The following is a 22,768-nucleotide window of genomic DNA, read 5'->3' as shown; positions in this document are numbered from 1 at the left end:
CCTACGCCGTGCAGGTCATCAGTGAGCTGATCGGCCAGGCCCGGTACCGCGTCCAGTACTCCTCGTCGCGCAGGGCGTCGGCGGGTGGGGTCCGGTTCGGCTGCCAGCCGACGGTGACGAAACCGGCATCGACGGCCGCTTCGGCGAGGTCGGCGTGGGCCCACTCGCGGAACTCGAAGGGCACCGGCGGCTCGGTCAGGAAGTGTGCCTTCAGCAGGGGCGCGTCGCCGTCCGGGACCCGGTCGATGATGCGGACCCCGTACGGCGACCAGTCCACGCGCGGGAACGCCCCCGCGTTGGGCACGATGGCCAGCAGCCGACCGCCGGCGCGCAGGTTGGCGCGGACGGACCGGAACATCGCGTGCAGAGACCGGCGGTCGGGCGCGTAGCTGAAGACGTACGCGGCGGTGGCGAGGTCGAAGGGGCCGAGTCGGGGAAGGCCGGCGGCGTCGGCGACGTGGTACTCGACGTCCGCCCGGCCCTTCGTGTCCTCGTGCTCGCGGGCCAGCCGGATCATCTCCTCCGAGACGTCCACGCCGACGGTCCGGCGGGCCCCGCCGCGGGCCAACAGCCGGGTGTTGTAGCCGTATCCGCAGGCCAGGTCGAGGGCGTCGAGCCCGCGCACCCCGCCGAGCGCGTCGAGGGCTCCGTGCAGCGTGTAGGTGTCGGCCGCCGAGAAGGCCGCCGTGGTTTTCGACTCCGCGTAACGCTCGCCGATGGTGTCGTACTGGAACCGCATGCTCTGCCTTCCGGGGGCCTGCCGCAGGTGGGACGCGTGCGTATCGTCCCCCGCGGCGCGTCCGGGGGCCGGGCCGTACACCCGTACGTCCCCCGGATGAGGGAGGCGGTCGGCCTATCGCGGCGGCTCCCGGTCCGGGGGCACCAGCTCGCGGGCGCAGGCGCGCAGCCAGGCGTGTGCCGGGTCGGCGTCGTGGCGCGGGTGCCAGGCCATGCCGAAGGGCAGGGCCGGCAGGTCGAGCGGTATCTCGAAGGTCTCCAGCCCCAGCGCGGCGGCGAGCGGTGCGACCTGGCTGGTCAGCAGTCCCACGAGGTCGCTCTCGCGCAGGACGAACAGGGAGGCGGGGAAGGTGCCCACGCTGCCCACCACGCGCCGGGTCAGCCCCTGTTCGGCCAGGGCGGCGTCCACCGGGCCTTCGAGGCGGCCGCGCCGGGAGGCGGTCAGGTGCTCGGCCGCGGCGAACCGGCGCACCGTGAGGCGGCCGCGGAGCAGCGGGTGCCCGCGGCGTACGACGCCCAGCATGCGCTCGTCGGAGAGGTGCTCGACGCGCACTTCGGGGGAACGGGTGTCGACCACGCCGAGTTCCAGGTCGGCGACGCCTTCGCGCAGCGCGGGGACGTCCACGTGGCTCTCCGGGAGGAAGCGCAGCCGCACGCCGGGGGCCTCGCGGGTCATCCGGTTGAAGAGCGTGGCCCCGTAGACGGCGGTGAAGGCGTCGTTGGCGAGCACGGTGAAGGTGCGGGTGAGCGTGGGCAGGTCCACTTCGCCGCCGGTGAGGAAGAGGGCGCGGGCGCGTTCCACGACCGCGCGGACCTCCCCCTGAACGGCGAGCGCGTGCGGGGTGGGGACCATGACCCGGCCGGCCCGGACCAGGACCGGGTCGCCGAGGGCCCTGCGGATCCGGCCGAGGGTGCGGCTCATCGCGGGCTCGGACAGGTGCATGCGGGCCGCGGCCCGGGACACGCTGGCCTCCTCCAGGAGGACGTCCAGGGCGACGAGGAGATTCAGGTCCAGGCCGGATTGCGTCACACGCATACATCCCTTGCATAAGTTGCACTGGAAAGCAGATCGGCCCAACTCTACGGTGATCCAAGGGTGATGGCCGCTACCGGCCGCCCGTCTTCCCTCCCTTCCTCACCTCCGCCGTACCACCACGTCACCGACTCCGAGGAGGAGCCGTGCTCCGCCATGCCGTCCAGCAGGGTCCCGCCGTCCCCGCGCCCACCCTCACCCGGCCCGCCCTGCTCGTCCTGTGCGCCTGCGTGCTGGTCGCCCAGGGGATGGTCGCCGCCGTCAACCTGCTGATCCCCCAGCTCGCCGCGTCCGAGCTGCATCCGGATCCCGGCGAGCTGCTGTGGTCCGTGGACGCGTACGTGATCGTCTTCGCCGCGCTGCTCATCCCCGCCGGGGCGCTCGGCGACCGCTACGGCCGCAAGGGCGCGCTCCTCGCCGGGCTCGGCCTGTTCGCCGCGGGCGGGGCCGCGAGCGCCCTCGCCCCGACCCCGGCCCTGCTGATCGCCGGGCGCGGTGTGTGCGGGGCGGGCGCGGCCCTGATCATGCCCGCCACCATGTCCGTCCTGATCCACCTCACCGCGCCCGAGCACCGCGGCCGCGCCCTGGCCACCTGGACGCTGTCCGCGGGCCTCGGGGGCCTGGCGGGCAACGTCGGCGGCGGCCTGGCCGGGGAGTACCTGACCTGGCGGGCCCTGTTCTGGGCCGTCGTCCCGCTCGGCGCGCTGCTCGCGCTCGCGGTCGCCCGCGCGGTGCCCCGTACTCCCTCCCGGCCCGCCGCTGCCGTCGACCCGCTCGGGGCGGCGCTGCTCGCGACCGCCCTGCTCGCGGTGGTCTACGGGATCATCGAGGGGCCGGCGTACGGCTGGGCCTCGGTGCAGGTGCTGACCGCCTTCGGCCTGGGCGCGGTGCTGCTCGCCGCGTTCACCGGCCATGCGCTGCGCGCCGCCCGCCCGCTGCTGGACCCACGGATCTTCGGCTCGCGCAGGCTGCGCGCCGGAACGCTCGGCATCGGCACCGCCTTCTTCGGGCTCTTCGCCCTGTTCTTCGTCAACGCCCAGTACCTCCAGTACGCGAAGGGCTTCTCCCCCGCCCGGACCGGCCTCGCGATCGTCCCGCTCACCGTCGGCATGGCGCTCGTGCCCCGGTTCGGCGCACGCCTCCAGGAGCGCATCGGGCCGCGGCTGCCTGTCGGCGCCGGGCTCGGCCTGATCGGGGCGGGGCTGCTGCTCGTCTCCACCGCCGACGCGGGCACCCCCTACGCCCTGTACGCGCTCTACCTGCTGGTGCTTTCCGTGGGCACGGGCCTGGCCGCACCCTCGCTGACGCTGACGGTGGTCGCCGAGCTGCCCTCCCACCAGGCCGGGCTCGGCTCCGGGCTGAACACGGCGGCCCGGGAGATCGGCGCCGCCCTCGGCGTGGCGGTGGTCGGCACCGTGCTGGCGTCGCGCTTCCACGGGAACCCGCAGGATCCGGCTCAGGTCGCCGCCTTCACCGACGCGATGGGGGCCGCGCTGCGCACGGTGGCCGTGGTGCTCCTGTGCGCGTCGGCCGCGGTGGTGACCTGGTACCGGACGGGGCGGCGCGGGCGCGGCCGGGATGCAGCGGCCGCCGCCGAGGGCGCATCCTGACTGTGTGATCGCGAGAGCGGACAGCGGTGGCGTCCCGGCCCCCGATGCCATGACGCGGGCGCTCGCCCGGGCGACCGTGAGCGCCGTGGAGGCCGTGGGCGGGTACGCGGGCGGGGTGTACCTGCGCTCGCCCACCGCCGGGATCCTGCTGCTGGCGGTGTTCATGGGCCTGCCGCTGCCGCTGTTCCGCCCGTGGTGGCGGATCCAGGTGGACCGCCCGTACCCGCCCGCCGAGGCCTACCGCACCGGGCAGGCGGTACACCTGGCCGACGCGGAGTCGGCCGCGGGCCGCTTCCCGCAGCTCGTGGCGAGTCTGCCGTTCCCCTTCGCCTCGCTGTACGAGCCGGTGACCGCCGGGACGCAGCGGTTCGGCGTGCTGCTGGTGCTGCGCCCGGCGACCCCCGGCGTCCCGATCGGGGCCGCCGACCGGGAACGGTTGCGGGAGACCGCGGACCGGTTGGCCCAGGAGCTCGCCGAGCTCGCGGCGGCCGGGGCACCGGTGGCGTGGGAGGGCGGCCCGGTGGCGGTGCCGACGCCACCACCCGACACCGGGCCCGCGGGTGCCCGCGCGGCCCTCGACCGGCTCGCGCTGGCGGTGCTCTCGCTGGACCGGCAGGGCCGGATCGGTTTCGTCAACAGGGCGGCCGAGGAGCTGCTCGGCCTCACCGGCCCGCAGCTGTACGGCAAGGTGCTGTGGGAGGCCCTGCCGTGGCTGGGCCACCACGCCTACGACGACCACTTCCGGGCCGTCTTCATGTCCGGCGAGCCGGCGCGCTTCCCGGCCCGTCGCGGCCGCCACCCGCCCGGGGAGTGGCTGTCGGTGACCCTGGACCCCGCCCCCGACGGCGTGACCCTGACGATCGGCCGCTCCGACAAGCCCGCCTACGCGCCCACGTCGGTGGCCCAGCCCGCCGCGGGCCCGGTGTCGCCCGTCGACCCGACCTCCGCGCTGTACCGGCCGGTGGCCCTCGCCATCGCGCTGTCGGAGGCGGTCACCGCCCGGCAGGTGTCGGCGGTGGTCACCGAGGAACTGCTGCCGGCCTTCGGCGGCCGCCAGCTGGCGATCTACCTGCTCGACGAGCGGCACCTGTACCTCGCCTGGGAGACCGGTTTCCCCCAGGGATTCCTCAACCGGTTCGACGGGGTCTCGCTCGACGTGCGGCTGCCGGGCGTGGAGACGTTGACCACGGGCCGGCCGTTGTTCTTCGAGTCGATGGAGCATCTCGCCGCCGCCTATCCCGGCATTCCGCTCGACGCCGACATCGGTGCCCGCGCCTTCCTGCCGCTGATCGCCTCCGGCCGGCCGGTCGGCTCGTGCATCCTGGGCTTCGACGCGCCCCGCGGCTTCAGCTCGGAGGAGCGTACGGTCCTCACGGCGCTGGCCGGCCTGATCGCCCAGGCCCTTGCGCGGGCCCGGCGCTACGACAGCGAGGCGGCCCTGGCGCGCGGGCTCCAGTCCGCGCTGCTGCCGCACCGGTTGCCGGTGCGCGAGAACGTGGACACGGTCGGCCGCTATCTCGCGGGCACCGCGGGCATGGACGTGGGCGGCGACTGGTACGACGTCATCGAGACGGGTCGCGGCCTGCTGGCCCTCGCCATCGGGGACGTCCAGGGCCACGGGGTGGCGGCCGCGGCGACCATGGGGCAGCTCCGCAGCGCCGTACGGGCCTTCGCGCTCAGCGGCAGTACGCCGGAGCAGGTGATGCGGGGCACGAACCAGCTGCTCATCGACCTGGATCCGGGCCAGTTCGCCAGCTGCTGCTACGTCCTGCTCGACCCGGTGTCGGGCACGGTGCGGGCCGTACGGGCCGGGCACCCCCAACCACTGCTGCGCCACCCCGACGGCCGGACCGAGGTGCTGGACCTGGCGGGCGGGGTGGTGCTCGGCATCGATCCGGACGCCTCGTACCCCGTCACGGAACTGCGGCTGGAAACGGGCGCGGTGCTCGCCCTCTACACGGACGGGCTGGTGGAGACGCCGGGCACGGACATCGACGACGGGGTCGAGCGGCTGCGGTTGACCCTGGCGGCGGCCCGGCCGTCGCCGCTGACCGAGACCGCCGACCGGCTGATCGGCGAGGCGGACGGCACCGCCGACCGGCCGGACGACATCGCCCTGCTGCTGGCCTCCCGCAGGCGCGGCGGGGACGCGTAGGTCCCGCGGGACCCCTCAGCCGGCTTGCGTCGGCCGGCCCGTCGAGCCGTCACCGGACTCGGCCGTGGACCCGCCCGTGGACCCGTCCGTGGATCCGCCCGTGGACCCGTCCGTGCCGCCCGTCAGGATCAGCGCGGTGTTCACCAGACCGACGTGACTGAACGCCTGCGGGAAGTTGCCGAGATGGCGTCCGGTCAGGGGGTCGTACTCCTCCGCGAGCAGTCCCACGTCGTTGCGTACGGCCAGCAGCCGCTCGAAGAGGCCGCGGGCCTCCTCCTCCCGGCCCGTCAGGTACAGGGCGTCGGCCAGCCAGAACGAGCAGGCCAGGAAGGCTCCTTCGTCGCCGGGCAATCCGTCGACGGAGGGCCCCTCGGTGGTGTAGCGGCGGACCAGTCCGCTGCGGCCCAGCTCCGCCCGCACGGCGTCGACCGTGCCGACGACCCGCGGGTCCTCGGGCGGGAGGAATCCGGTCCTGGGGATGAGCAGGGTCGCCGCGTCGAGCTCGCTGGAGCCGTAGTACTGGGTGAAGGTGCCCCGCACGGGGTCGTAGCCCTTGGTGCACACGTCGAGGTGCACCGCGTCCCGCATGGCGCGCCAGCGTTCCACGTCGCCGGGCAGCGAGGGGTCGCGCTCCAGGGCCTGTACGGCCCGGTCGGCGGCGACCCACGCCATCACCTTGGAGTGGACGAAGTGGCGGCGCGGGCCGCGGACTTCCCACAGCCCCTCGTCCGGCCGCTGCCAGTTGCGCTCCAGGAAGTCGAGGAGCGCGAGCTGGATCCGCCAGGCGTGGTGTTCGGAGGGCAGTCCGGCGGCCCTGGCCACGTGGAGGGAGTCGATGACCTCCCCGTACACGTCCAGTTGGAGCTGGTTCACGGCCGCGTTGCCGACCCGGACCGGGGCGGAGGAGGCGTGGCCGCCCAGCCACGGCAGTTCGCTCTCGGGGATCCGCCGCTCGCCGGCGATCCCGTACATGATCTGCAGGTCGGCGGGGTCGCCGGCGGCCGCGCGCAACAGCCACGCGCGCCAGGCACGGGCCTCGTCGAGGTAGCCGGTGGCGAGGAGGGAGCCCAGGGTGAGGGTGGAGTCGCGCAGCCAGCAGTAGCGGTAGTCCCAGTTGCGCACGCCGCCGAGTTCCTCGGGGAGGGAGGTGGTGGAGGCGGCGACGATGCCGCCGGTGGGGGCGTAGGTGAGGGCCTTGAGGGTGATCAGCGAGCGGTTCACGGCCTCCTTGTAGGGGCCCTCGTAGCGGCACTGCGAGCTCCACTCGCGCCAGCCCGCGACGCTCTGTTCCAGCGCGTCGAAGGGGTCGCAGGGGTCGGGGCACGGTTCGTGCGAGGGGTGCCAGGTGAGGACGAAGGCCACGCGCCGGCCGGCGGAGACCGGGAACTGGGAGCGGGTGCTGTTGGCCTCGCCCCAGGTGCGGACCGGGGGGGTGCTGCGGAACCAGACGGCGTCCGGTCCGGCGATGGCGACCCGGTCCTCCTCGACCCGGCGCACCCAGGGGACGACGTTGCCGTAGTCGAAGCGCAGACGCAGGGTGCTGTGCATGCGCACCGTGCCGCTGACGCCCTCGACGATGCGGACCACGTCGGGGGCCACGTCGCGCTGCGGCATGAAGTCGATGACCTTGACGGTGCCGGTGTCGGTCACCCAGTACGACTCGAGGACGAGCGTGCCGTCGATGTACGCCCGGCGCGTGCACGGTTCGCCGTCTTCGGCGTCGACGGGGGCGATGCGCCAGTGGCCGTTCTCCTCGTCGCCGAGGAGCTTGGTGAAGCAGGCCGCCGAGTCGAAGCGGGGCAGGCACAGCCAGTCGATGGACCCGTCACGGCCGACCAGTCCGCTGGTCATCAGGTCGCCGATGAGTGCGTAGTCTTCGATGGGTTGTGTCATTGGTGCGCTCTTCCCCCGAATGCACGGGACCAATCAGCTCGGGCGCCGGACACCCCCGTGCGCGCTACGTCAGGCTCTGGGGACCGTTCCCGTCGCGCTGCCCGGGAGGCGTCCGCCCGGCCGGGTCTTCCACCCGGGCCTGCTCGCGGAAGGCCGCGGGCGGCAGGCCGTAGGCCTCGCGGAACGCCCGGCTGAACGCGGACGCGTGCCGAAAGCCCCGCCGGGCGCCGATGACGTGCACGGGCACCCCCTGGTGCAACGGGTCCACCAGGTCCTGGCGTGCCCGCGCGAGCCGCCGGCCCTGCAGGTAGGCCGCGACCGTCGCCCCGTCCCCCTCCTGCTGGAACACCCGGTGGAGATAGCTGACGGAGATGTGGTGGGCGGCGGCGATCCCGGGGACGTCCAGCAGCGGATCGTCGGCGTTGTCCCGGATGAAGGCCATCACGCGCAGCGCCAGGGCGCGCCGGTGCGTCTCCGGGCTCAAGGACCGGTCGGCTTCGAGGACGCCGGCGAAGAGCGAGGCGACGAGATCGGCCAGTACGCCGCTCAGGCGCGGGCCCTCGGCCGGCCGGTAGGACCGGCTGTCCTTGGTCACCTGGTCGAGGAAGGTGGCCAGCAGGGCCCCCATTCCCTCCCGGGCCGAGATGCGCCTGCCGATGACCCGGCCGGCGGTGTGCGGGGGCAGCGGCAGCAGCGCCTTGGGTACCTCGACCCCGATGATCTCGACGGAATGCGGGCCGGAACTGATCTCGAACGGCCGTGACGTGTCACTGGTGTGGATGTCGCGCACACCGTGCACCACGGTGTCCTTGCCCAGCGTCACCGCTCCCGCCCCGCGCTTGATCAGCGAGAGGTGGAACGCCTCGGGGTCCGACCTCGCTATCAGCTTCGGTGTGCGCTGGAAGGTCAGGGGACGGCATTCCATCGGGTAGACCGTGATCCCGCCGAGTGAGATGACGCGCTGGTTCACCCAGAAGTCGGCGGCGTGCTCACTGCGCATCTCCATGGGCGCATGCGTCTCCGACATCAGGGCCCGCCAGCTCTCGAAACGGTCGGCGGGCGCCAGTTCCGCGCTGCGGAACGTTCTCTCGGGCAGCATGATCACGGGTTTACACCGGCCTTGGCGGCCGCGCAACAAGAGCCGGGACCCGGGGCGCGGGCGGCGGGGCGACTCTCCGTCAAGACACTGTGCACGCCAGGCCAATGCGCGGTGCTCCGGGGCTTGGCAGATTGGGCGCCGGAGGGTCGGTGCGGGGACGGTAAACCGGAGCCCCTTCCCGACGACCGGGGCCTTTCGCGATCCCGGCACTGAGCTGACGCCGCCCGAGGACGGGGGTTTCGGGCGGCGTCAGCCCAGTGCCGGGACCGGGCCGGCCAGGCCGTTTCCTCCGGATCACCTCGCTGACCGGATGAAGGTGGCGGCGAGGTGGCCGCCGAGCCGGCCGAGCCGCTTGCGACCTAGTCGCGTACGAGGAGCAGCACTGCGGCGAGGACCACGCCGAGGGCGACCGCGAGGGCGCCGTGGGCCAGGCGGTGGCCGCGCAGGACGGGCAGGGAGCGGTCGACGGCGTAGCGGCCCGGGCCGGTGAGGGCGAGGGCGGCGGCGCCCGCGGTCAGCAGCAGTTCGTACTCGATGCCCTTGGGGGCGAAGAAGGCGCCGGCGCCGTGGACGGCGATCGCGTTGATGAGGGTGCCGACGATCGCGGCGCCGGCGAGCGGGGTGAGCAGGCCGAGGGCGAGGCCGAGGCCGCCCAGGGTCTCGGTCAGCCCGGCGAGGACGGCCATGGCGTCACCGGCGGGGTATCCGCTGGCGGTGAAGAACTGGCCGGTGCCGCTGATGCCGCCGCCGTCGAACCAGCCGAAGAGCTTCTGCGTGCCGTGCGCGGCCATCGTCAGGCCCAGGACGAGGCGCAGAAGCAGCAGGCCGGTGTCGTGGCCGGGGGTGGAGACGGTGGTGGCCGGGGGGCGCACGGAGGGCGTGGCGGCCTGCGGCTTCGTCATGGTGACGGAGGGGCTGGTCATGGGGGGTCCTTACGGTCGGGCGGCCCGGTGGAGCGGGCAGAAGAGTTGTTCAAATTCGAACCGCTGGGAGTCGACCCTAACCATTGATTCAAATTGGAACAACCCGTGTAGGCTGGAGGCATGGCAGAACCGAGATGGCTGGACGACCGCGAGATGCGGGCATGGAGCGGCTTCCTGGCCGCCTCGGCCCTGGTGAACCGCCGTCTCGACCAACAGCTCAAGGACGAGGCCGGGCTCTCCCACCCGCAGTACGAGGTCCTCGTGCGGCTCGCCGCGGCGCCCGGGCGCGAGCTGCGGATGACCGAGCTCGCCAACGGCCTGATCAACTCCAAGAGCGGGCTGACCTATCAGGTCACCCAGATGGAGAAGGCCGGACTGGTCCGCCGCCGCAGCTGCCCCTCCGACGTGCGCGGCGTCTTCGCCGTCCTCACCGACGCCGGCAGCGCCAAACTGGAACAGGCCGCACCGGGGCACGTGGCGGCGGTCCGGGAGGTCCTCGTGGACGTCTTGACCCCCGGTCAGCTCGACGCGCTCGCCGACGGGCTGGGCGAGGTCGGCCGCCGGCTGCGCGAGCAGGGCGCCTGAGGGATCCCGCCGCCGGTCGGGTAGCGAGTGCCGGTTACGGGGTATAGGCGCGCCATGGACGGAAAGGTCTGGCTCACCTTGCTCGCGGTCGTCGCGGTGGGGCTCGCGATCACGGCGGCCGTGCTGCTCGTGCGGGTCTTCAAGGCGCGACGGCTGCTGGTCGACGCGGGGATCCCGCTGCGCGACAAGGCCCTGTTCTGGGTCGCCGTGATCTACACCGTCTCACCTGTGGACCTGATCCCGGACCCGGTGTACCTGGACGACATCGGCGTGCTGTTGCTGGCGCTGCGTTCGCTGCACGCGGCGGCCGGGGCCGCCGGGGTCGGCCGGGCCGCCCGCACGGCGAAGGAGCCGGACACCGTCGGGTAGCGGCCGCGGCCGTACGGGGCGGGGCGTCAGCCCACGCCCCGGGGCCGGAACTGGACGCTGATGCGTGGCCCGACCGCCCGGACCGACTTGGGCACCGCGTGCTCCATGGTGCGCTGGCAGGAGCCGCCCATGACGACGAGGTCGCCGTGGCCCAGGGGCAGCCTCAGCAGGGTGGCTCCGCCGTCGCGGGGGCGGAAGGCGAGGTCGCGCGGGTCACCGACGGAGACGATGGCGACCATGGTGTCCTCGGTCGAGGAGCGGCCCGTGCGGTCTCCGTGCCAGGCGACGCTGTCCCGGCCGTCGCGGTAGAGGCACAGGCCGGCGGTGACGAAGGGTTCCCCCAGCTCGGCGGCGTAGTGGCGGGTGAGCGCCTCCCGGGCCTCGGTGAGCGAGGGGTGCGGCAGGGCCGCACCCTCCCCGTAGTAGGCGAGCAGCCGGGGCACCTCGACCTCGCGCTCGTACATCTGCCGCCGCTCGCCGCGCCAGGGCACGTCGGCAGCCAGCCGCTCGAAGAGCGCGTCGGCGCCGCTCAGCCAGCCGGGCAGGTGGTCGACCCACGCCCCGGCGCCGAGCTCGGTGCGCCGCAGGCCGCCCAGCGGGCCGAGCCGGACCTCGTCACCCTGGTCGAAGAGGGAGCCTTGGAGTCCCTGGACTGCGTGCATGTCCCCAGCCTAACCCCATGAACCGAACATGTGCACGATTACGTCGGCCGGGTGCGAGGCCTCACCGGCCGCCCGCACGGACGACGTACGGCCGGGTGAGGACGGTGACGGCGACGGAGACCGCGGCCACGACCGCGATCGCGGCGCCCGGGGCGAGGTACTGGGCCAGGCCGCCGGCGAGCGCGGCGCCGAGGCCCTGCCAGGTCATCCGGCCGGCCGACTCGACGCCCTGCACCTGGCCGCGCACCGGGTCGGGGGTCAGGGCCAGGAGCTGCTCCTGGAGGGGCAGGGTCGCCGCGAACCCGGCACTGGCGAGGAACACCGCGGCCGCGACGACCGGGAGGGGCGGGTGGAACGCGAACACCAGGAAGGGGACGGCCAGCAGCAGCCGCAGGGCGAAGGCGTGGCGGCGGCGCTGCCCGGCGGTCAGCAGCCGGCCGACGGCGAGGTCCCCGAGGAGCATGCCGGCCGATCCGGCGGCCAGGAGGGTGCCGGCGTGGCCGGGGTCGTAGGAGATGAACAGGGCTTCACAGCCGACGATCAGACCGTTGGGGACCCACAGGTTGAGCAGCAGTGCCCGCCGGCCGGGGTGGGAGAACAACTCGGCGTTCGTCGTCCAGGTCTGACGCAGTCCGGGGCGACGGGTGAGCCGGACCGAGCGTTCGCGGACGGTGGCCGCCACCACGACGAGGCCGAGGGCGGTCAGGGCGGCGGCGACGAGGAAGACCCCGTACGGGCTCAGGTACGACAGCAGTACGGCGCCGAGGGCGTAGCCGAGGATCGCCGTGCCGCCCGAGGTGATGTTCATGAGCGAACGCGCCGGCGCGTAGGCGGACTTCGGGACGATCTCGGCGAGCAGCCCCAACCGGGTGCCGGTGCCCAGGGACTGGAAGAAGCCCAGCATCAGCAGCAGCGCGAACCGGACGACCAGCGGCAGCCCCGGAACGGCCTGGGCACAGACGCCGACCAGCGAGGCGGACTGGAGCGCGACGACGGTCCGGCGCGGCCGGTTCCCGTCCGCGACCGACATGAGGGTCAGCGCGCCGAGCACCGTGGCGAACGTGGCGCCGTACATGCTCACGGCCGTCAGGAACGGCGAACGGGTCTGCTGGTCGACGAGGGTGCCGAGGGCGAAGCCCGACAGGGTGCTCGCGGCGACGGTGAGGGTGAAGCCGGCGTAGAGGCCGGTGAACTCCCGGTTGCGGAGCAGGTCTCGGTAGCCGGAGGCAGGCGCGGGAGCCGGCTTGGGAGTGGCAGGACCGGAAGGAGAGGAAGGAAGGGAAGAAGGCATGAAAAAAGCCTCCGGACACGTGCACGGGGCACGCACGCCGAAGGCCAACACCGTGATTCTAGCAGTCTTTTCCGTACCGCTCCGTGGACACCGGCGGTGCCAGGACCGGCCCGGGGCGCGATCCTGCCCGTGCCCGCGTGTGATCAGGGACTCACGCACTTGGCCGCAGGCGCTGCGCACGGTAGCGTCACGGCGACATTTCCACATAGCGACGACGGCGAGACGGAAGCCCGGTGAGAATCCGGCATGGTCGCGCCACTGTGTGCTGCGGTGACCTCCCCTCCGGGGGCGCCGCGGCGAGTCAGACCCGAGGACCGTCGTCCTGCACCACCGTATGGGACGCGTGTTCCCCGAGGAGGTTCCATCATGGCCGAGGCTCTCGCTTCCGCTGCCGTTTCCACCCCCGCCGGCTCCCTGTCTGCTCCGCTGCCCGTCCGCGCGGTGCTGCCCTGGGCGCTCTTCGTCGGTCTCCTGATGCTCGTCGCCCTGTACTTCGTCGGCGCCGAACAGGGCGCCACGGCGGTGTTCGCCGGCGAGGGCGTGCACGAGTGGGTCCACGACGGTCGTCACCTGCTCGGCTTCCCCTGCCACTGAGAGGCCACGCCCATGTACGCCTCGACTGTCAGAGGTCTACTGGTCCGCGGCATGCTCGCGGGCCTGATCGCCGGGCTGTTCGCCTTCGCCGTCGCCTACGTGGTGGGTGAGCCCCCGGTCCGGGGTTCCATCGCCGTGGAGGAGGCCCAGGCCGCCAAGGACGCGGCGGGTGCCCCGAGCGCCCACGCCGGGCACGGCGGCGGCGACGCCGCGCCGGCCGAAGCCGCGCACGAGGAGGAGGAACTGGTCAGCCGGCCGGTGCAGTCCACCTTCGGCCTGGCCACCGGCGTCCTGGTCTACGGGGTCGCGCTGGGCGGTATCGCCTCGCTCGCGTTCTCGTTCGCCCTCGGCCGCGTCGGCGGGTTCAGCCCGCGGGCCACGGCGGCGCTCACCGCGGCCGGTGCCTTCGCGACCGTCTACCTGGTGCCGTTCCTCAAGTACCCGGCCACCCCGCCGGCGGTGGGCAATCCGGACACGATCGGACAGCGCACCACGCTGTTCTTCCTGATGATCCTGCTGAGCGTGCTGCTCGGCGTCGGCGCGATCATCCTCGGGCGACGGCTGGCACCGCGCCTGGGCAACTGGAACGCGACGCTGGCCGCGGGCGGCGCCTTCGTCGTCGCCGCGGCCCTGGCGTTCGTGTTCCTGCCGGACAACAGCGACGCGGTCCAGCCCGGTTTCCCCGCCGCCCTGCTGTGGGAGTTCCGCATCGCCTCGCTGGCCGTCCAGTTGGTCCTGTGGGCGGCGTTCGCCATCGTCTTCGGCGTCCTGGCCCAGCGGCTCCTGGCCGCGCGCGCCGACGGCGCGGAGGCGACGGGCCGGCAGCCGGAGCCCGCGGCCGGCTGATCCCGAACTGCCCGCGCCACGGGCCCCGTCACCCCTGCCGGGGGCGACGGGGCCCGTGGCATTGCCCCGCGGCGGCCCTACGATGTGCGCATGAGCGCGGGCGCGGATCCGGCAGGTGCACAGGTCCCGCAGGAACGGGGTGAGCGGCTGGAGGTCGCCGCGTCCGTTCTGGCGCTGCTCGCCGACCGCACCCGGCTGGCGCTGATGGAACGGCTCGCCCGGGGCGAGGCCGATGTCACCACGCTCACCGAGGCGTGCGGGGCGGCCCGGCCCTCGGTCAGCCAGCACCTCGCCAAGCTCCGCCTCGCCGGGCTGGTCACCACCCGCAAGGACGGCCGCCGGGTCGTGTACGCCGTACGTCACGGGCATCTGCGGCGGCTGGTCGACGAGGCCCTGAACGCCGCCGACCACCAGCTCGGTTCGCTGCCCCCGCACGACTGACCGCGGCGTGCGGCCGGGTTCCGCCCCGCAGGACGTCCAACAGGTGCACGGGTACGCACATGTTGGCTACGCTGACGTGAAGTCGTCGACCCGCCGACCGGACGGGGCCGCCCGTGCTGTCCGTACTGCGCAACGGCACCTATCGCCGCCTGTTCACCGCCCAGGTCATCGCCCTGGTCGGGACGGGACTCGCCACGGTCGCGCTGAGCCTGCTCGCCTACGACCTCGCGGGCTCCGACGCCTCGGCGGTCCTCGGTACCGCGCTGGCCATCAAGATGATCGCGTACGTCGGCGTCGCCCCGCTGATCGGAGCGGTCGCCGGCCGGGTCCCGCGCCGCACCCTCATGGCGACGACGGACCTCACCCGCGCCGGCGTCGCCTCGGCCCTCCCGTTCGTCACCGAGGTCTGGCAGATTTACTTGCTGGTCTTCCTGCTCCAGGCGGCGTCGGCGGCCTTCACCCCGACCTTCCAGGCCACCGTCCCCGAGGTCCTGCCCGCCGAACGCGACTACACCCGGGCCCTGTCGATGACCCGGCTCGCCTACGACCTGGAGAGCCTCTTCAGTCCGGTACTGGCCGCTGCCCTGCTGACGCTGGTCTCCTACGACTGGCTGTTCGCCGGCACGGTCCTCGGTTTCCTCGGCTCGGCCGGGCTCGTCGTCGCCACCGTGCTGCCCCGGCCGGCTCCGGTCGAACGGACCGGCGGCGTCCGCCCCCGGGCCGGTTTCGGCATCCGGCTCTTCCGGGCCACTCCCCGACTGCGCGCCCTGCTCGCCCTCGACCTGGCCGTCGCGGCCGCCGGGGCCCTCGTCTTCGTCGGCACGGTGAGCCTGGTCCGAGGTCACTTCGGCCGCCCGGCCGGCGCCGTCTCGCTCGCCCTGGGCGCGTACGGCGCCGGATCGATCCTGACCGCGCTGGTCCTCCCCCGCCTCCTGCAACGCGCCACCGACCGCACGGTGATGCTCCGCGCCGCCTTCGCCCTCCCGGTGCTGCTGGCCGCCGCGGCGGCCGTCACCTCGACCGCCCCGGGCTCCTGGTCCTGGTCCGCGCTGCTCGCGCTCTGGGCTGCGCTCGGCGCCGCCTGCTCCGCGGTCCTGACCCCGGCGGGCCGGCTGATCCGCCGCTCCACCGCCGACGCGGACCTGCCCGCCGCCTTCGCCGCCCGGTTCTCCCTCTCCCACGGCTGCTGGCTGCTCACGTACCCGCTGGCCGGGTGGCTCGGCGCGGGGGCGGGCCTGCCGCTGACGGCCGCGGTCCTGGGGGCCGTCGCCCTCGGGTCCACCGCGGCCGCTGCCGCGACCTGGCCCGCCCGTGACCCGTACCGCCTGGAACACGTCCACCCGGACCTGCCGCCCGGCCACCCGCACCTGGCCGACGCCCGACCCGTCGGCGGTGGCTGGCGCCACGACCACCACTACGTCATCGACCGGCACCACCCGCACTGGCCCTGACGCGGTCGTGGGCGCGGCGGGTCAGCGGTCCAGGAACGCCGCGGTCGTCGCGACGAAGCGGTCGGCGTCGTCGAGCCATGGGTAGTGGCCCGCCCGGGGCTGCACGACGAAGGCGGCGTCGGGGAACAGTTCCGCGAACCCGGTCACCGTCCGGGGCGGGCTGTTCAGGTCGTACTCGCCGGCGACCAGCAGTACGGGGGCCTCGAAGGCGGCGAGCGCGGCGCGGGTGGCCTCCGGGTCGAAGGCGTCCTCGGTGGCGAAGCGGGCGACGGCCTCGTCGTTGACCGGCCGGCCGGCCGCGTGGTGCGCCTGCGCCGCGGCGTCCCACCGGCCGCAGAAGAAGGGGGCGACGGCCTCCCAGTCGCTGCCGATGCCCTGCCATATCGCCTCCAGCGCGGCGAAGGCGGCCGGGAACCACGGCTCGTCGCTCCGGAGCAGCGCGAGCTCGCGGCGCGTCTCCTCGGTGACGGCGATGCCGACGGCCCGGACTCCGGGGCCGATCAGGACGAGGCGGGCGACCTTCTCCGGGTGACGGGCGGCGTACAGCGCCGCGAGGTTCGCGCCGCCCGAGTGCGCCAGCAGGTCGATCCGGGAGAGCCCGAGGTGGGTGCGCAGGGCCTCGACGTCGCCGACCAGGCGGTCGCAGCGGTAGGAGGCGGGGTCCTCGGGTACGGCGGACCGGCCGGTGCCGCGAAGGTCGAGCGTGATGAGCCGGCGGTGTGCGGACAGGCCGCCGAGGTCGCCGAGGTAGCGGGAGTCCGAGGGTCCCCCCGGAAGGCAGACGAGCGGTTCGCCGTCGCCGGTGACACGGTAGGCGAGGCGGGTTCCGTCGGGTGCGGTGAAGGTGGGCATGCGCCGGATCCTGCCAGCCATAACCAGGTTGTACAACCTGGTTATGGCTGTGGCGGCGCACGGTGTATAACCGAGGCATGACAGGGGAAGAGGATGCGCGGCAGCGCCCCGGGGCACTGACCGAGGAGCAGGCCGGGCGGATCTTCGCCGGCATGAACGAGGTCATCCGCGCCGGCGAGGAGATGCGGCAGCTGCGCACCGAGATGATCGGGGTGCTGGCCGGATGGGGCTGGACCCAGGACCGGATCGCCCGGCTCGCCGACGTGAGCCAGCCCGCCGTGTCCAAGCAGGCGGCCAAGCACCGGACGCAGGGGCCGCCGGCGCCGATGGGGCTCGCCCTCGACCAGGGCGACGCGCCCTGGCTCGAAGGACGGCTCTGGGGCCTCGCGGAGGAGATCGCCGAGACCGTCGGCGACACCGCCCGCTGCGTCCGGCACGTCGACGCCCTCGCCCGCGGGCGCAAGCGCTTCACGCCCGGGAACGTCGACGCGCTGCGCCGCCTGGTCGAAGAGGACCTGCGGGTGCACCGGGCGGAGCTGCCCGCCGGCTACCGGAGCGCGTACGACGAGATCAGCCGCGGCCTGGACGTCCCGCCGAAGGCCGCCACCGCCGCCGCCCCCGGCCCCGAGTCGGCCTCCGTGCGGCGCGCCCTCGCCCACCGCATCCAGCGCGACCAGCTCGGAGAGGCGACGTAGGTCGTCTCTGCGGTGCCGGGCGGCGCGGGCGAGGCAAGATCCGGAAGAGACGGCCTAGATGTATTGATCACGAGCGTTGTTAACGCGGGTCAGGTCTTGATCATGACGAAGACCTCCGGTGTGGTGGAGGTGTCTAGGACTACACCGCACGGAGGTCTTCGTGTCCCACCGTAATGCCCGGCTGACGGTTCACGGCAGGCGGATCCTGGTCGAACGCGTCCTCTCCGGCCGCCCGGTCGCGCATGTCGCGGCCGAGATGGGCATATCGAGGCCCACGGCCCACAAGTGGGTCCGCCGCTGGCGGTCCGAGGGCGACGCCGGACTACACGACCGCTCCAGCCGTCCCGCCCGCACCCCGCATCGCACACCGGCCGTGACCGAGGCCGAGGTCTGCCGCCTGAGGACCGACCGCAAACTGGGGCCCGCCCGCATCGGCCCGATCCTGGGCCTGCCCGCCTCCACGGTCCACCGGATCCTCCTGCGGCACGGCCTGAACCGCCTGGCGTTCCTGGACCGGCCCACCGGCCGGATCATCCGCCGCTACGAGCGGGCCCGGCCGGGCGAACTGGTCCATCTCGACATCAAGAAACTCGGCAACATCCCCGACGGCGGCGGCTGGCGCGTCGTCGGCCGAACAGCAGGCGACCGCAACCGGCAGGCCACCACCGGCCAGCGCAAGAGCTCCACACCGGTGATCGGCTACAGCTACATCCACTCCGCCGTCGACGACCACTCCCGCCTCGCCTACAGCGAGGTCCTGGCCAACGAACGACAGGAGACCGCAGCCGGCTTCTGGCAACGGGCGAATGCCTTCTTCGCCGCCCACGGCATCACCGTCCAACGCGTCCTGACCGACAACGGCTCCTGCTACAAATCCAGACTCTTCACCCAGACACTGGCCGCGGCCGGCATCACCCACAAGAAAACCCGGCCCTACCGCCCCCAGACCAACGGCAAAGTCGAACGCTTCAACCGCACCCTGCTGGACGAATGGGCCTACCTGCGGCCCTACCGCTCCAACGACGAGCGGACCACGGCACTGGCAGACTTCCTCCACACCTACAACCACCACCGCTGCCACACCGCACTCGACGGCCACCCGCCCATCAGCCGAGTCAACAACGCTCCGAGTCAATACACCTAGACCGGCTTGAGGGTGGCCGCGCCGAAGGAGACGTCGAAGCGGTCGCACCAGATGGCGAGGCTGGTGTAGTCGCCGCCACGGCCGCGCCGCCGATCAGCAGCGGCCTGCGCCGCCGTCGCCGCTCCCGCACCACGCCCCCGCCGGGCGGGGCGGTGCCGGTCAGAGCTCCCAGGACCGCGGGCGCGCCAGCGCCTCCCACTCCGCACGGAGCAGGGAGAGGACGGCGACGTCGAGGCGGCGCCCCCGGTGCAGACAGGCCGAGCGCCGCACTCCCTCCTGGACGAAGCCGGCTTTGGCCAGGACGCCCAGCGCGGCCGTGTTGGCGGTGTGGGTGACGGCCTGGAGGCGCTGCATGGGCAGTTCGCCGAAGGCGAGATCGGCCAGTGCGTCCACGGCGTCGGTGCCGAGGCTCCGGCCCCGGTACCGCGGGTCCATCATCAGATGGATCTCCGCCGTGCCGTCGACCATGTCCTGGTCGACCAGGACGATGTGACCGATCGGCGTGCCGTCCGGGAGCAGGATCAGGAAGTCGTCCCGGTCGTGGTCGTCCCGGTCCCGCTCCAGGCGCTCACGGACCGAGGTGAGGGAGCGCGGCCAGAAGCCGATCTCGAACGCGGCCACGGGGTCGGACCGCCAGGCGTGCATCAGCTCGGCGTCCTCGGCATCGAGCGGCGCGAACCCGACCGTCCTGCCCCGCCAGCACAGCACGCGTTCGCTCGTCCGGGGCGCGTCGCCAAACTCGTTCTCGGTCACGGGCGGATGCTACGGGCGGCCGAAGGGGGGCGGCGAACGAATTACGGGCACCCCTCGAAGGTGACCCACCGCCTGCGCCGACGTGGGGTCAGAGCCGCTCGACCACGCCGGTCAGCGCGTCCATGACGTAGGTCCGCCAACCCTTGCCCATGATGTTCCGGGCCGTCATCTGCATCGGGTCGTCCGGGTCGAAACCCTCGTGGACGAGGAAGAGGCGGGTGCCATGCCCTTCCGGTGCGAGGGTCCAGGTGATCGTCCAGTCGGCGGGGTGCGTACCGGAGGCGTCCTGCCAGCGGACCGTCAGCATGCGGCCCGGTTCGAAGGCGAGGACCTCCGCCGCGGTCGTGCCGGAGAAGCCCGTATGGGGGCGGGGCGTGCTGGTCATCGTGTAGCGGTGGCCGACCTCCAGACGGAAGTCGCACGGCATGAGCCACTGGGCGATCAGGTCGGGCTCGGTGAGGGCCCGCCAGACCTTGGCCGGCGGGTGGGGCAGGAACTGGTCGACCCGGACGGTCGTCAGGTCATCGGAGCCGTGGGGTCCGGCGGGGGGTTCGGGTGCGGAGGTCATGTCTCATCGTCGGAGATGCGGTCGAGGAGCCGGCCGAGGTCGGTGAGCCGGTCACGCCAGAACCGCTCGTACGGATGCAGCCAGTCCTGGACATCGGCCAACGGCGCGGCTTCGAGCCGGTAGATCCGCTGCCGGCCGGCGCGTTCCTCGGTGACGAGCCCGGCCTCCCGCAGCACCTTGAGGTGTTCCGAGAGGCTGGGGCGGCGCATGTCGAAGTGGTCCGCGAGCGCCTGGACGGGCTGCGGGCCCCGCTCGCGCAGCAGGCGGAGCACTTCACGGCGGGTGCCATTGGCGAGCGCGGCGAACACGCGGTCCTCGTCGGCACCCGTCGTGACCATGGCGTCAGAAGCCTTCCTTCTCCGTGAGCAGCATCAGGCTGTTGCCGTCGGGGTCCCGGAAGCCGGCCATCCGCCCCCAGGGGGCATCGTCCGGTCCGGTCACCTCGGCTCCGGCCGCGGCGAGTTTCGCGCAGTCGGCGTCGACGTCAGCCGTGACCAACATGATCCCCCGGGTGGAGCCGGGCGTGAAATCACCCATGCCCGGACCCGAGAGCGTGAAGACCGTACGGGCGCCCGCGGGGGCGACCTGGAGCCAGCGCATCGGTCCGACCCGGCGGTCGGCGCGGACCTCGAAGCCGAGGACGTCGGTGTAGAAGGCGAGGGCCCGGTCCTGGTCGGCGACGGGCAGGGTGACGAAGGAAACGTGCGATATGTTCATGCCCCCACGATAGGTAGGAGATTCCCTACGCGTCAAACGTAGGACATCCCCTACCTATGCTCAGCGGGCCTACGGGCGGGTGGCCGTGACCAGGTAGTAGTCCAGGATCTGCTGTTCCCAGGCGGCCCGGAAGTTGCGGGGCCAGGTGCCGGGTTTCCAGAGGCGGGCGAGCCAGCGGTCCCAGCCGGGCCACACCTGCGCTCCGATCGAGGCGACCTCGACATCGGCGAAACCGGCCTCGCCGAGGGCGTCCGCGAGGCGGGAGACGGGGCGGGCGATGTCCAGGCCGCTGGCGAACGAGTCGAGGAGCCCCGCGAGCCGCTCCGCGTGCGAGGGTGCGCCGTCGACGGTGAAGAAGCTGGCGACCGCCACCCGCCCACCGGGGCGCAGGACCCGCGCCGCCTCCCGGGCGAACGCCGACAGGTCCGGGAAGTGCTGGGCCGCCTCGACGCTGAAGAGGGAGTCGAACTCCGCGTCGCCGAGCGGCAGGTCCTCCGCCGCCCCGAGGACGAACCGCAGCCGGTGCGGCCGGGCTTCGAGGTGTGCGGAGTTCGCCTCGCGGGCCCGCTGGAGTTGCTGGGGGTGGATGTCCACGCCGGTCATCGCCTCTGGCCCGTACTCGTCGAGGGCGAGGGCGCAGCCGAGGCCGAGACCGCACCCGATCTCCACGGCCCGGCCGCCCGCGGGGGCGGCCGCGTCGAGCACGTGCCGGTAGAGGTCCTGCTCGCTCCGGATCCGGTCACCCTGCGACAGCGGCCGTTCGAGATCGACGGACTGCCAGAAGCCGAAGTTGATGAACCCGCCGGCGAAGACCGGCACGGCGCTGAGATCGGCCGGCCCGTACGTCTCCCAGACCGCGGGTCGTACGTCCGGAGCGGGCTGCTCCGCGGATCCACGCGACAACTCCCCACCACCCTCCTCGTGACGGGGCGTCCTGCCCCGAGGCGATCAGTGTGGCGCGGGAAGCACCGACACGACAGAGGGCCTCCCCCGGACCCTCCGATAGTGGGATGGTTCGGTGCAGGCCGAAATCATGAGGCATCCTGGACGCATGAACACCTCGCAGGCCGGCACGCCGGCAGACGAGCCGGCGCCCGCCGCCCGTCTCGCCGCTTTCGCCTCGGCCCTGGCCGACGAGACGCGGGCCGCCATCTGCATGACGCTGCTGGAGGGCCGGGCCTGGACGGCCGGCGAGCTGGCCCGGATGACCGCGGTCGCGCCGTCCACCGTCAGCGGACATCTGTCCCGGCTGCTCGACGCGGGCATCTGCGTGACCGAACGGCAGGGCCGCCACAGCTACGTGCGCATCGCGGACGCCGCGACCGCCCGCCTCGTCGACCAGCTCGCCTCGTACGCGATCCCGGACCGGGACGCGGCGCACGCGGTCCCCGTGGTCGCCGCCCCGGACCCGCTGGCCCGCGCCCGAACCTGCTACGACCACTTCGCGGGGCGGTTCGGCATGGCGGTGACCGACGCGATGGAGCGGCGCGGACTGCTGCGCACGGAGGGCGTCTTCGAGCTGACCGACGACGGCCGGTCCTGGTGCGCGCGGGCGGGCATCGGCCTCGACCACGAGGGGCGCAGGCCGCTGGCGAGTTCCTGCCTCGACTGGACCGAGCGGCGCCGCCACCTGGGCGGCATCACCGGGGCGCGGCTGTGCGCGCACGCCGTGGGCGAGGAATGGGTGGTGCGCCCGGCCGGCGGCGGACGGGCCCTGGAGGTGACCCGGGCCGGGGAGCGGGCCTTCGGCGATCTGCTCGGGCTCACCCCGGAGGCGTGGACCTGACCCTGAGCATCCGGATCGATATTTCGGTCGACAACGAAATGTTGCGGTCGTAGGGTGCGGGTATGACGTTCCGCTCGGGTCGAATCCCTCCCCACGTGCTCACGATCGGCGCCGTCTCCTTCACGGTGTTCGCCTGGGCCTCCGCCTTCGTCTCCATCCGCAGCGCGGGCGCCGCCTACTCCCCCGGGGCCCTCGCCCTCGGCAGGCTGCTGGCCGCCTCGCTGGTGCTCGCCGTCCTGCTCCTCGTCCGCCGTCAAGGGCTGCCGCCCCGCGGGGCCCGGCGCGGAATCCTGGTGTCGGGCGTGGTGTGGTTCGGCGGCTACACGGTCGCCCTGAACTGGGGTGAGCGTCTGGTCGACGCGGGAACGGCGTCCCTGCTCGTGAACACCGGGCCCATCCTCATGGCCCTCCTCGCGGCCCGCCTCCTCGGCGAGGCGCTGCCCCCGCGGCTGCTGGCGGGCATGGGCGTCCATACCTTTCTTCGTGGGTTGATTCGGGTCATTCGTAAGATCGGGACACCCAGGGGAGTCGGGTGTGGCTGGCATGGGGTAGCCGCTGTTGTG

The 22,768-nt window shown here is 73.4% G+C and carries 25 protein-coding genes; 12 read left to right on the top strand and 13 right to left on the bottom strand.

Annotated elements, in window-relative coordinates; all coding sequences use genetic code 11:
- Position 1 precedes the first annotated feature (1 nt).
- Both ACFYP3_RS02150 and ACFYP3_RS02145 read right to left on the bottom strand, forming a co-directional pair.
- Positions 2–739 carry a class I SAM-dependent methyltransferase gene (locus ACFYP3_RS02150; RefSeq protein WP_388825321.1) on the bottom strand — a complete coding sequence of 246 codons (738 nt, stop codon included), beginning with the start codon at positions 737–739 and terminating at the stop codon, positions 2–4.
- 114 nt (positions 740–853) lie between these two features.
- Entirely contained in the window at positions 854–1,774 is a 921-nt protein-coding gene (locus ACFYP3_RS02145) for a LysR family transcriptional regulator (RefSeq protein ID WP_388825318.1), read from the bottom strand.
- A gap of 143 nt (positions 1,775–1,917) precedes the next feature.
- Here ACFYP3_RS02145 and ACFYP3_RS02140 point away from each other — a divergent pair, with 143 nt between their 5' ends.
- Both ACFYP3_RS02140 and ACFYP3_RS02135 read left to right on the top strand, forming a co-directional pair.
- Positions 1,918–3,381 carry an MFS transporter gene (locus tag ACFYP3_RS02140; RefSeq protein ID WP_388825315.1) on the top strand — a complete coding sequence of 488 codons (1,464 nt, stop codon included), beginning with the start codon at positions 1,918–1,920 and terminating at the stop codon, positions 3,379–3,381.
- A gap of 49 nt (positions 3,382–3,430) precedes the next feature.
- Positions 3,431–5,536, top strand: a complete 2,106-nt coding sequence (locus tag ACFYP3_RS02135) for a SpoIIE family protein phosphatase (RefSeq protein WP_388826076.1) — start codon at positions 3,431–3,433, stop codon at positions 5,534–5,536.
- A 15-nt stretch (positions 5,537–5,551) separates the two neighbouring features.
- On the opposite strand, the gene ACFYP3_RS02130 is transcribed toward ACFYP3_RS02135, so the two are convergent.
- From ACFYP3_RS02130 to ACFYP3_RS02120, 3 genes are all read right to left on the bottom strand, one after another.
- Positions 5,552–7,429: a glycoside hydrolase family 15 protein gene (locus ACFYP3_RS02130; protein WP_388825312.1), complete on the bottom strand. Its 1,878-nt coding sequence runs from the start codon at positions 7,427–7,429 to the stop codon at positions 5,552–5,554.
- A gap of 64 nt (positions 7,430–7,493) precedes the next feature.
- On the bottom strand, positions 7,494–8,528 hold the full coding sequence (locus tag ACFYP3_RS02125; RefSeq protein WP_388825309.1) for an AraC family transcriptional regulator: 1,035 nt from the start codon (positions 8,526–8,528) through the stop codon (positions 7,494–7,496).
- A gap of 359 nt (positions 8,529–8,887) precedes the next feature.
- Positions 8,888–9,451 (bottom strand): DoxX family protein, encoded by a 564-nt coding sequence (locus tag ACFYP3_RS02120; RefSeq protein ID WP_388825306.1) that lies wholly within the window; start codon positions 9,449–9,451, stop codon positions 8,888–8,890.
- A gap of 120 nt (positions 9,452–9,571) precedes the next feature.
- Here ACFYP3_RS02120 and ACFYP3_RS02115 point away from each other — a divergent pair, with 120 nt between their 5' ends.
- The gene (locus ACFYP3_RS02115) at positions 9,572–10,036 is read left to right on the top strand and encodes a MarR family winged helix-turn-helix transcriptional regulator (protein ID WP_388825303.1); all 465 of its coding nucleotides are present in this window, start codon (positions 9,572–9,574) and stop codon (positions 10,034–10,036) included.
- A gap of 54 nt (positions 10,037–10,090) precedes the next feature.
- Positions 10,091–10,405: a YkvA family protein gene (locus ACFYP3_RS02110; RefSeq protein WP_388825300.1), complete on the top strand. Its 315-nt coding sequence runs from the start codon at positions 10,091–10,093 to the stop codon at positions 10,403–10,405.
- Positions 10,406–10,431: 26 nt separating this feature from the next.
- Here ACFYP3_RS02110 and ACFYP3_RS02105 read toward each other — a convergent pair whose 3' ends face one another.
- Both ACFYP3_RS02105 and ACFYP3_RS02100 read right to left on the bottom strand, forming a co-directional pair.
- Positions 10,432–11,067: an alpha-ketoglutarate-dependent dioxygenase AlkB gene (locus ACFYP3_RS02105; RefSeq protein WP_388825297.1), complete on the bottom strand. Its 636-nt coding sequence runs from the start codon at positions 11,065–11,067 to the stop codon at positions 10,432–10,434.
- A 61-nt stretch (positions 11,068–11,128) separates the two neighbouring features.
- Positions 11,129–12,358, bottom strand: a complete 1,230-nt coding sequence (locus ACFYP3_RS02100; protein ID WP_388825294.1) for an MFS transporter — start codon at positions 12,356–12,358, stop codon at positions 11,129–11,131.
- Between the two features lie 366 nt (positions 12,359–12,724).
- Here ACFYP3_RS02100 and ACFYP3_RS02095 point away from each other — a divergent pair, with 366 nt between their 5' ends.
- The 4 genes from ACFYP3_RS02095 (at position 12,725) to ACFYP3_RS02080 (ending at position 15,690) form a co-directional block, all read left to right on the top strand.
- Complete coding sequence (locus ACFYP3_RS02095) at positions 12,725–12,952, top strand: CbtB-domain containing protein (RefSeq protein ID WP_189733983.1); 228 nt, start codon at positions 12,725–12,727, stop codon at positions 12,950–12,952.
- 12 nt (positions 12,953–12,964) lie between these two features.
- Complete coding sequence (locus ACFYP3_RS02090) at positions 12,965–13,798, top strand: CbtA family protein (protein WP_388825291.1); 834 nt, start codon at positions 12,965–12,967, stop codon at positions 13,796–13,798.
- Positions 13,799–13,888: 90 nt separating this feature from the next.
- On the top strand, positions 13,889–14,239 hold the full coding sequence (locus ACFYP3_RS02085) for an ArsR/SmtB family transcription factor (protein WP_388825288.1): 351 nt from the start codon (positions 13,889–13,891) through the stop codon (positions 14,237–14,239).
- A gap of 113 nt (positions 14,240–14,352) precedes the next feature.
- On the top strand, positions 14,353–15,690 hold the full coding sequence (locus tag ACFYP3_RS02080) for an MFS transporter (RefSeq protein ID WP_388825285.1): 1,338 nt from the start codon (positions 14,353–14,355) through the stop codon (positions 15,688–15,690).
- A 21-nt stretch (positions 15,691–15,711) separates the two neighbouring features.
- On the opposite strand, the gene ACFYP3_RS02075 is transcribed toward ACFYP3_RS02080, so the two are convergent.
- Positions 15,712–16,542 (bottom strand): alpha/beta fold hydrolase, encoded by an 831-nt coding sequence (locus ACFYP3_RS02075; RefSeq protein WP_388825282.1) that lies wholly within the window; start codon positions 16,540–16,542, stop codon positions 15,712–15,714.
- Between the two features lie 77 nt (positions 16,543–16,619).
- Between ACFYP3_RS02075 and ACFYP3_RS02070 the strand changes: the two genes are divergently transcribed.
- Both ACFYP3_RS02070 and ACFYP3_RS02065 read left to right on the top strand, forming a co-directional pair.
- Positions 16,620–17,237 (top strand): sigma-70 family RNA polymerase sigma factor, encoded by a 618-nt coding sequence (locus ACFYP3_RS02070; protein ID WP_388825279.1) that lies wholly within the window; start codon positions 16,620–16,622, stop codon positions 17,235–17,237.
- A gap of 160 nt (positions 17,238–17,397) precedes the next feature.
- Complete coding sequence (locus ACFYP3_RS02065; protein ID WP_388825276.1) at positions 17,398–18,381, top strand: IS481 family transposase; 984 nt, start codon at positions 17,398–17,400, stop codon at positions 18,379–18,381.
- A 159-nt stretch (positions 18,382–18,540) separates the two neighbouring features.
- On the opposite strand, the gene ACFYP3_RS02060 is transcribed toward ACFYP3_RS02065, so the two are convergent.
- The 5 genes from ACFYP3_RS02060 to ACFYP3_RS02040 form a co-directional block, all read right to left on the bottom strand.
- Entirely contained in the window at positions 18,541–19,134 is a 594-nt protein-coding gene (locus tag ACFYP3_RS02060) for a GNAT family N-acetyltransferase (RefSeq protein WP_388825273.1), read from the bottom strand.
- Between the two features lie 88 nt (positions 19,135–19,222).
- On the bottom strand, positions 19,223–19,702 hold the full coding sequence (locus ACFYP3_RS02055) for an SRPBCC domain-containing protein (RefSeq protein WP_388825270.1): 480 nt from the start codon (positions 19,700–19,702) through the stop codon (positions 19,223–19,225).
- Complete coding sequence (locus ACFYP3_RS02050; RefSeq protein WP_388825267.1) at positions 19,699–20,040, bottom strand: ArsR/SmtB family transcription factor; 342 nt, start codon at positions 20,038–20,040, stop codon at positions 19,699–19,701. The genes ACFYP3_RS02055 and ACFYP3_RS02050 overlap by 4 nt, the downstream gene beginning before the upstream one ends.
- 4 nt (positions 20,041–20,044) lie before the next feature.
- Complete coding sequence (locus ACFYP3_RS02045; RefSeq protein WP_388825264.1) at positions 20,045–20,419, bottom strand: glyoxalase superfamily protein; 375 nt, start codon at positions 20,417–20,419, stop codon at positions 20,045–20,047.
- A 69-nt stretch (positions 20,420–20,488) separates the two neighbouring features.
- A complete protein-coding gene (locus ACFYP3_RS02040) occupies positions 20,489–21,322 on the bottom strand; it encodes a class I SAM-dependent methyltransferase (protein WP_388825261.1) in 834 nt (277 codons plus the stop codon).
- Between the two features lie 148 nt (positions 21,323–21,470).
- Between ACFYP3_RS02040 and ACFYP3_RS02035 the strand changes: the two genes are divergently transcribed.
- Positions 21,471–22,205 carry an ArsR/SmtB family transcription factor gene (locus tag ACFYP3_RS02035; protein WP_388825258.1) on the top strand — a complete coding sequence of 245 codons (735 nt, stop codon included), beginning with the start codon at positions 21,471–21,473 and terminating at the stop codon, positions 22,203–22,205.
- A gap of 62 nt (positions 22,206–22,267) precedes the next feature.
- The coding region (locus tag ACFYP3_RS02030) for an EamA family transporter (RefSeq protein ID WP_388825256.1) at positions 22,268–22,768 on the top strand (501 nt) is incomplete at its 3' end.

The organism is Streptomyces sp. NPDC005533, assembly GCF_042871845.1.
In the GTDB taxonomy this organism is placed as follows: Bacteria; Actinomycetota; Actinomycetes; order Streptomycetales; family Streptomycetaceae; genus Streptomyces.
This window is presented reverse-complemented; position numbering and strand designations above follow the sequence as displayed.

Coding starts and splice junctions, on each gene's coding strand:
- ACFYP3_RS02150 (WP_388825321.1), bottom strand. CDS start 739: ATGCGGTTCCAGTACGACACCATCGGCGAGCGTTACGCGGAGTCGAAA.
- ACFYP3_RS02145 (WP_388825318.1), bottom strand. CDS start 1,774: ATGCGTGTGACGCAATCCGGCCTGGACCTGAATCTCCTCGTCGCCCTG.
- ACFYP3_RS02135 (WP_388826076.1), top strand. CDS start 3,431: ATGACGCGGGCGCTCGCCCGGGCGACCGTGAGCGCCGTGGAGGCCGTG.
- ACFYP3_RS02130 (WP_388825312.1), bottom strand. CDS start 7,429: ATGACACAACCCATCGAAGACTACGCACTCATCGGCGACCTGATGACC.
- ACFYP3_RS02125 (WP_388825309.1), bottom strand. CDS start 8,528: ATGCTGCCCGAGAGAACGTTCCGCAGCGCGGAACTGGCGCCCGCCGAC.
- ACFYP3_RS02120 (WP_388825306.1), bottom strand. CDS start 9,451: ATGACCAGCCCCTCCGTCACCATGACGAAGCCGCAGGCCGCCACGCCC.
- ACFYP3_RS02115 (WP_388825303.1), top strand. CDS start 9,572: ATGGCAGAACCGAGATGGCTGGACGACCGCGAGATGCGGGCATGGAGC.
- ACFYP3_RS02110 (WP_388825300.1), top strand. CDS start 10,091: ATGGACGGAAAGGTCTGGCTCACCTTGCTCGCGGTCGTCGCGGTGGGG.
- ACFYP3_RS02105 (WP_388825297.1), bottom strand. CDS start 11,067: ATGCACGCAGTCCAGGGACTCCAAGGCTCCCTCTTCGACCAGGGTGAC.
- ACFYP3_RS02100 (WP_388825294.1), bottom strand. CDS start 12,358: ATGCCTTCTTCCCTTCCTTCCTCTCCTTCCGGTCCTGCCACTCCCAAG.
- ACFYP3_RS02095 (WP_189733983.1), top strand. CDS start 12,725: ATGGCCGAGGCTCTCGCTTCCGCTGCCGTTTCCACCCCCGCCGGCTCC.
- ACFYP3_RS02090 (WP_388825291.1), top strand. CDS start 12,965: ATGTACGCCTCGACTGTCAGAGGTCTACTGGTCCGCGGCATGCTCGCG.
- ACFYP3_RS02085 (WP_388825288.1), top strand. CDS start 13,889: ATGAGCGCGGGCGCGGATCCGGCAGGTGCACAGGTCCCGCAGGAACGG.
- ACFYP3_RS02075 (WP_388825282.1), bottom strand. CDS start 16,542: ATGCCCACCTTCACCGCACCCGACGGAACCCGCCTCGCCTACCGTGTC.
- ACFYP3_RS02070 (WP_388825279.1), top strand. CDS start 16,620: ATGACAGGGGAAGAGGATGCGCGGCAGCGCCCCGGGGCACTGACCGAG.
- ACFYP3_RS02055 (WP_388825270.1), bottom strand. CDS start 19,702: ATGACCTCCGCACCCGAACCCCCCGCCGGACCCCACGGCTCCGATGAC.
- ACFYP3_RS02050 (WP_388825267.1), bottom strand. CDS start 20,040: ATGGTCACGACGGGTGCCGACGAGGACCGCGTGTTCGCCGCGCTCGCC.
- ACFYP3_RS02045 (WP_388825264.1), bottom strand. CDS start 20,419: ATGAACATATCGCACGTTTCCTTCGTCACCCTGCCCGTCGCCGACCAG.
- ACFYP3_RS02035 (WP_388825258.1), top strand. CDS start 21,471: ATGAACACCTCGCAGGCCGGCACGCCGGCAGACGAGCCGGCGCCCGCC.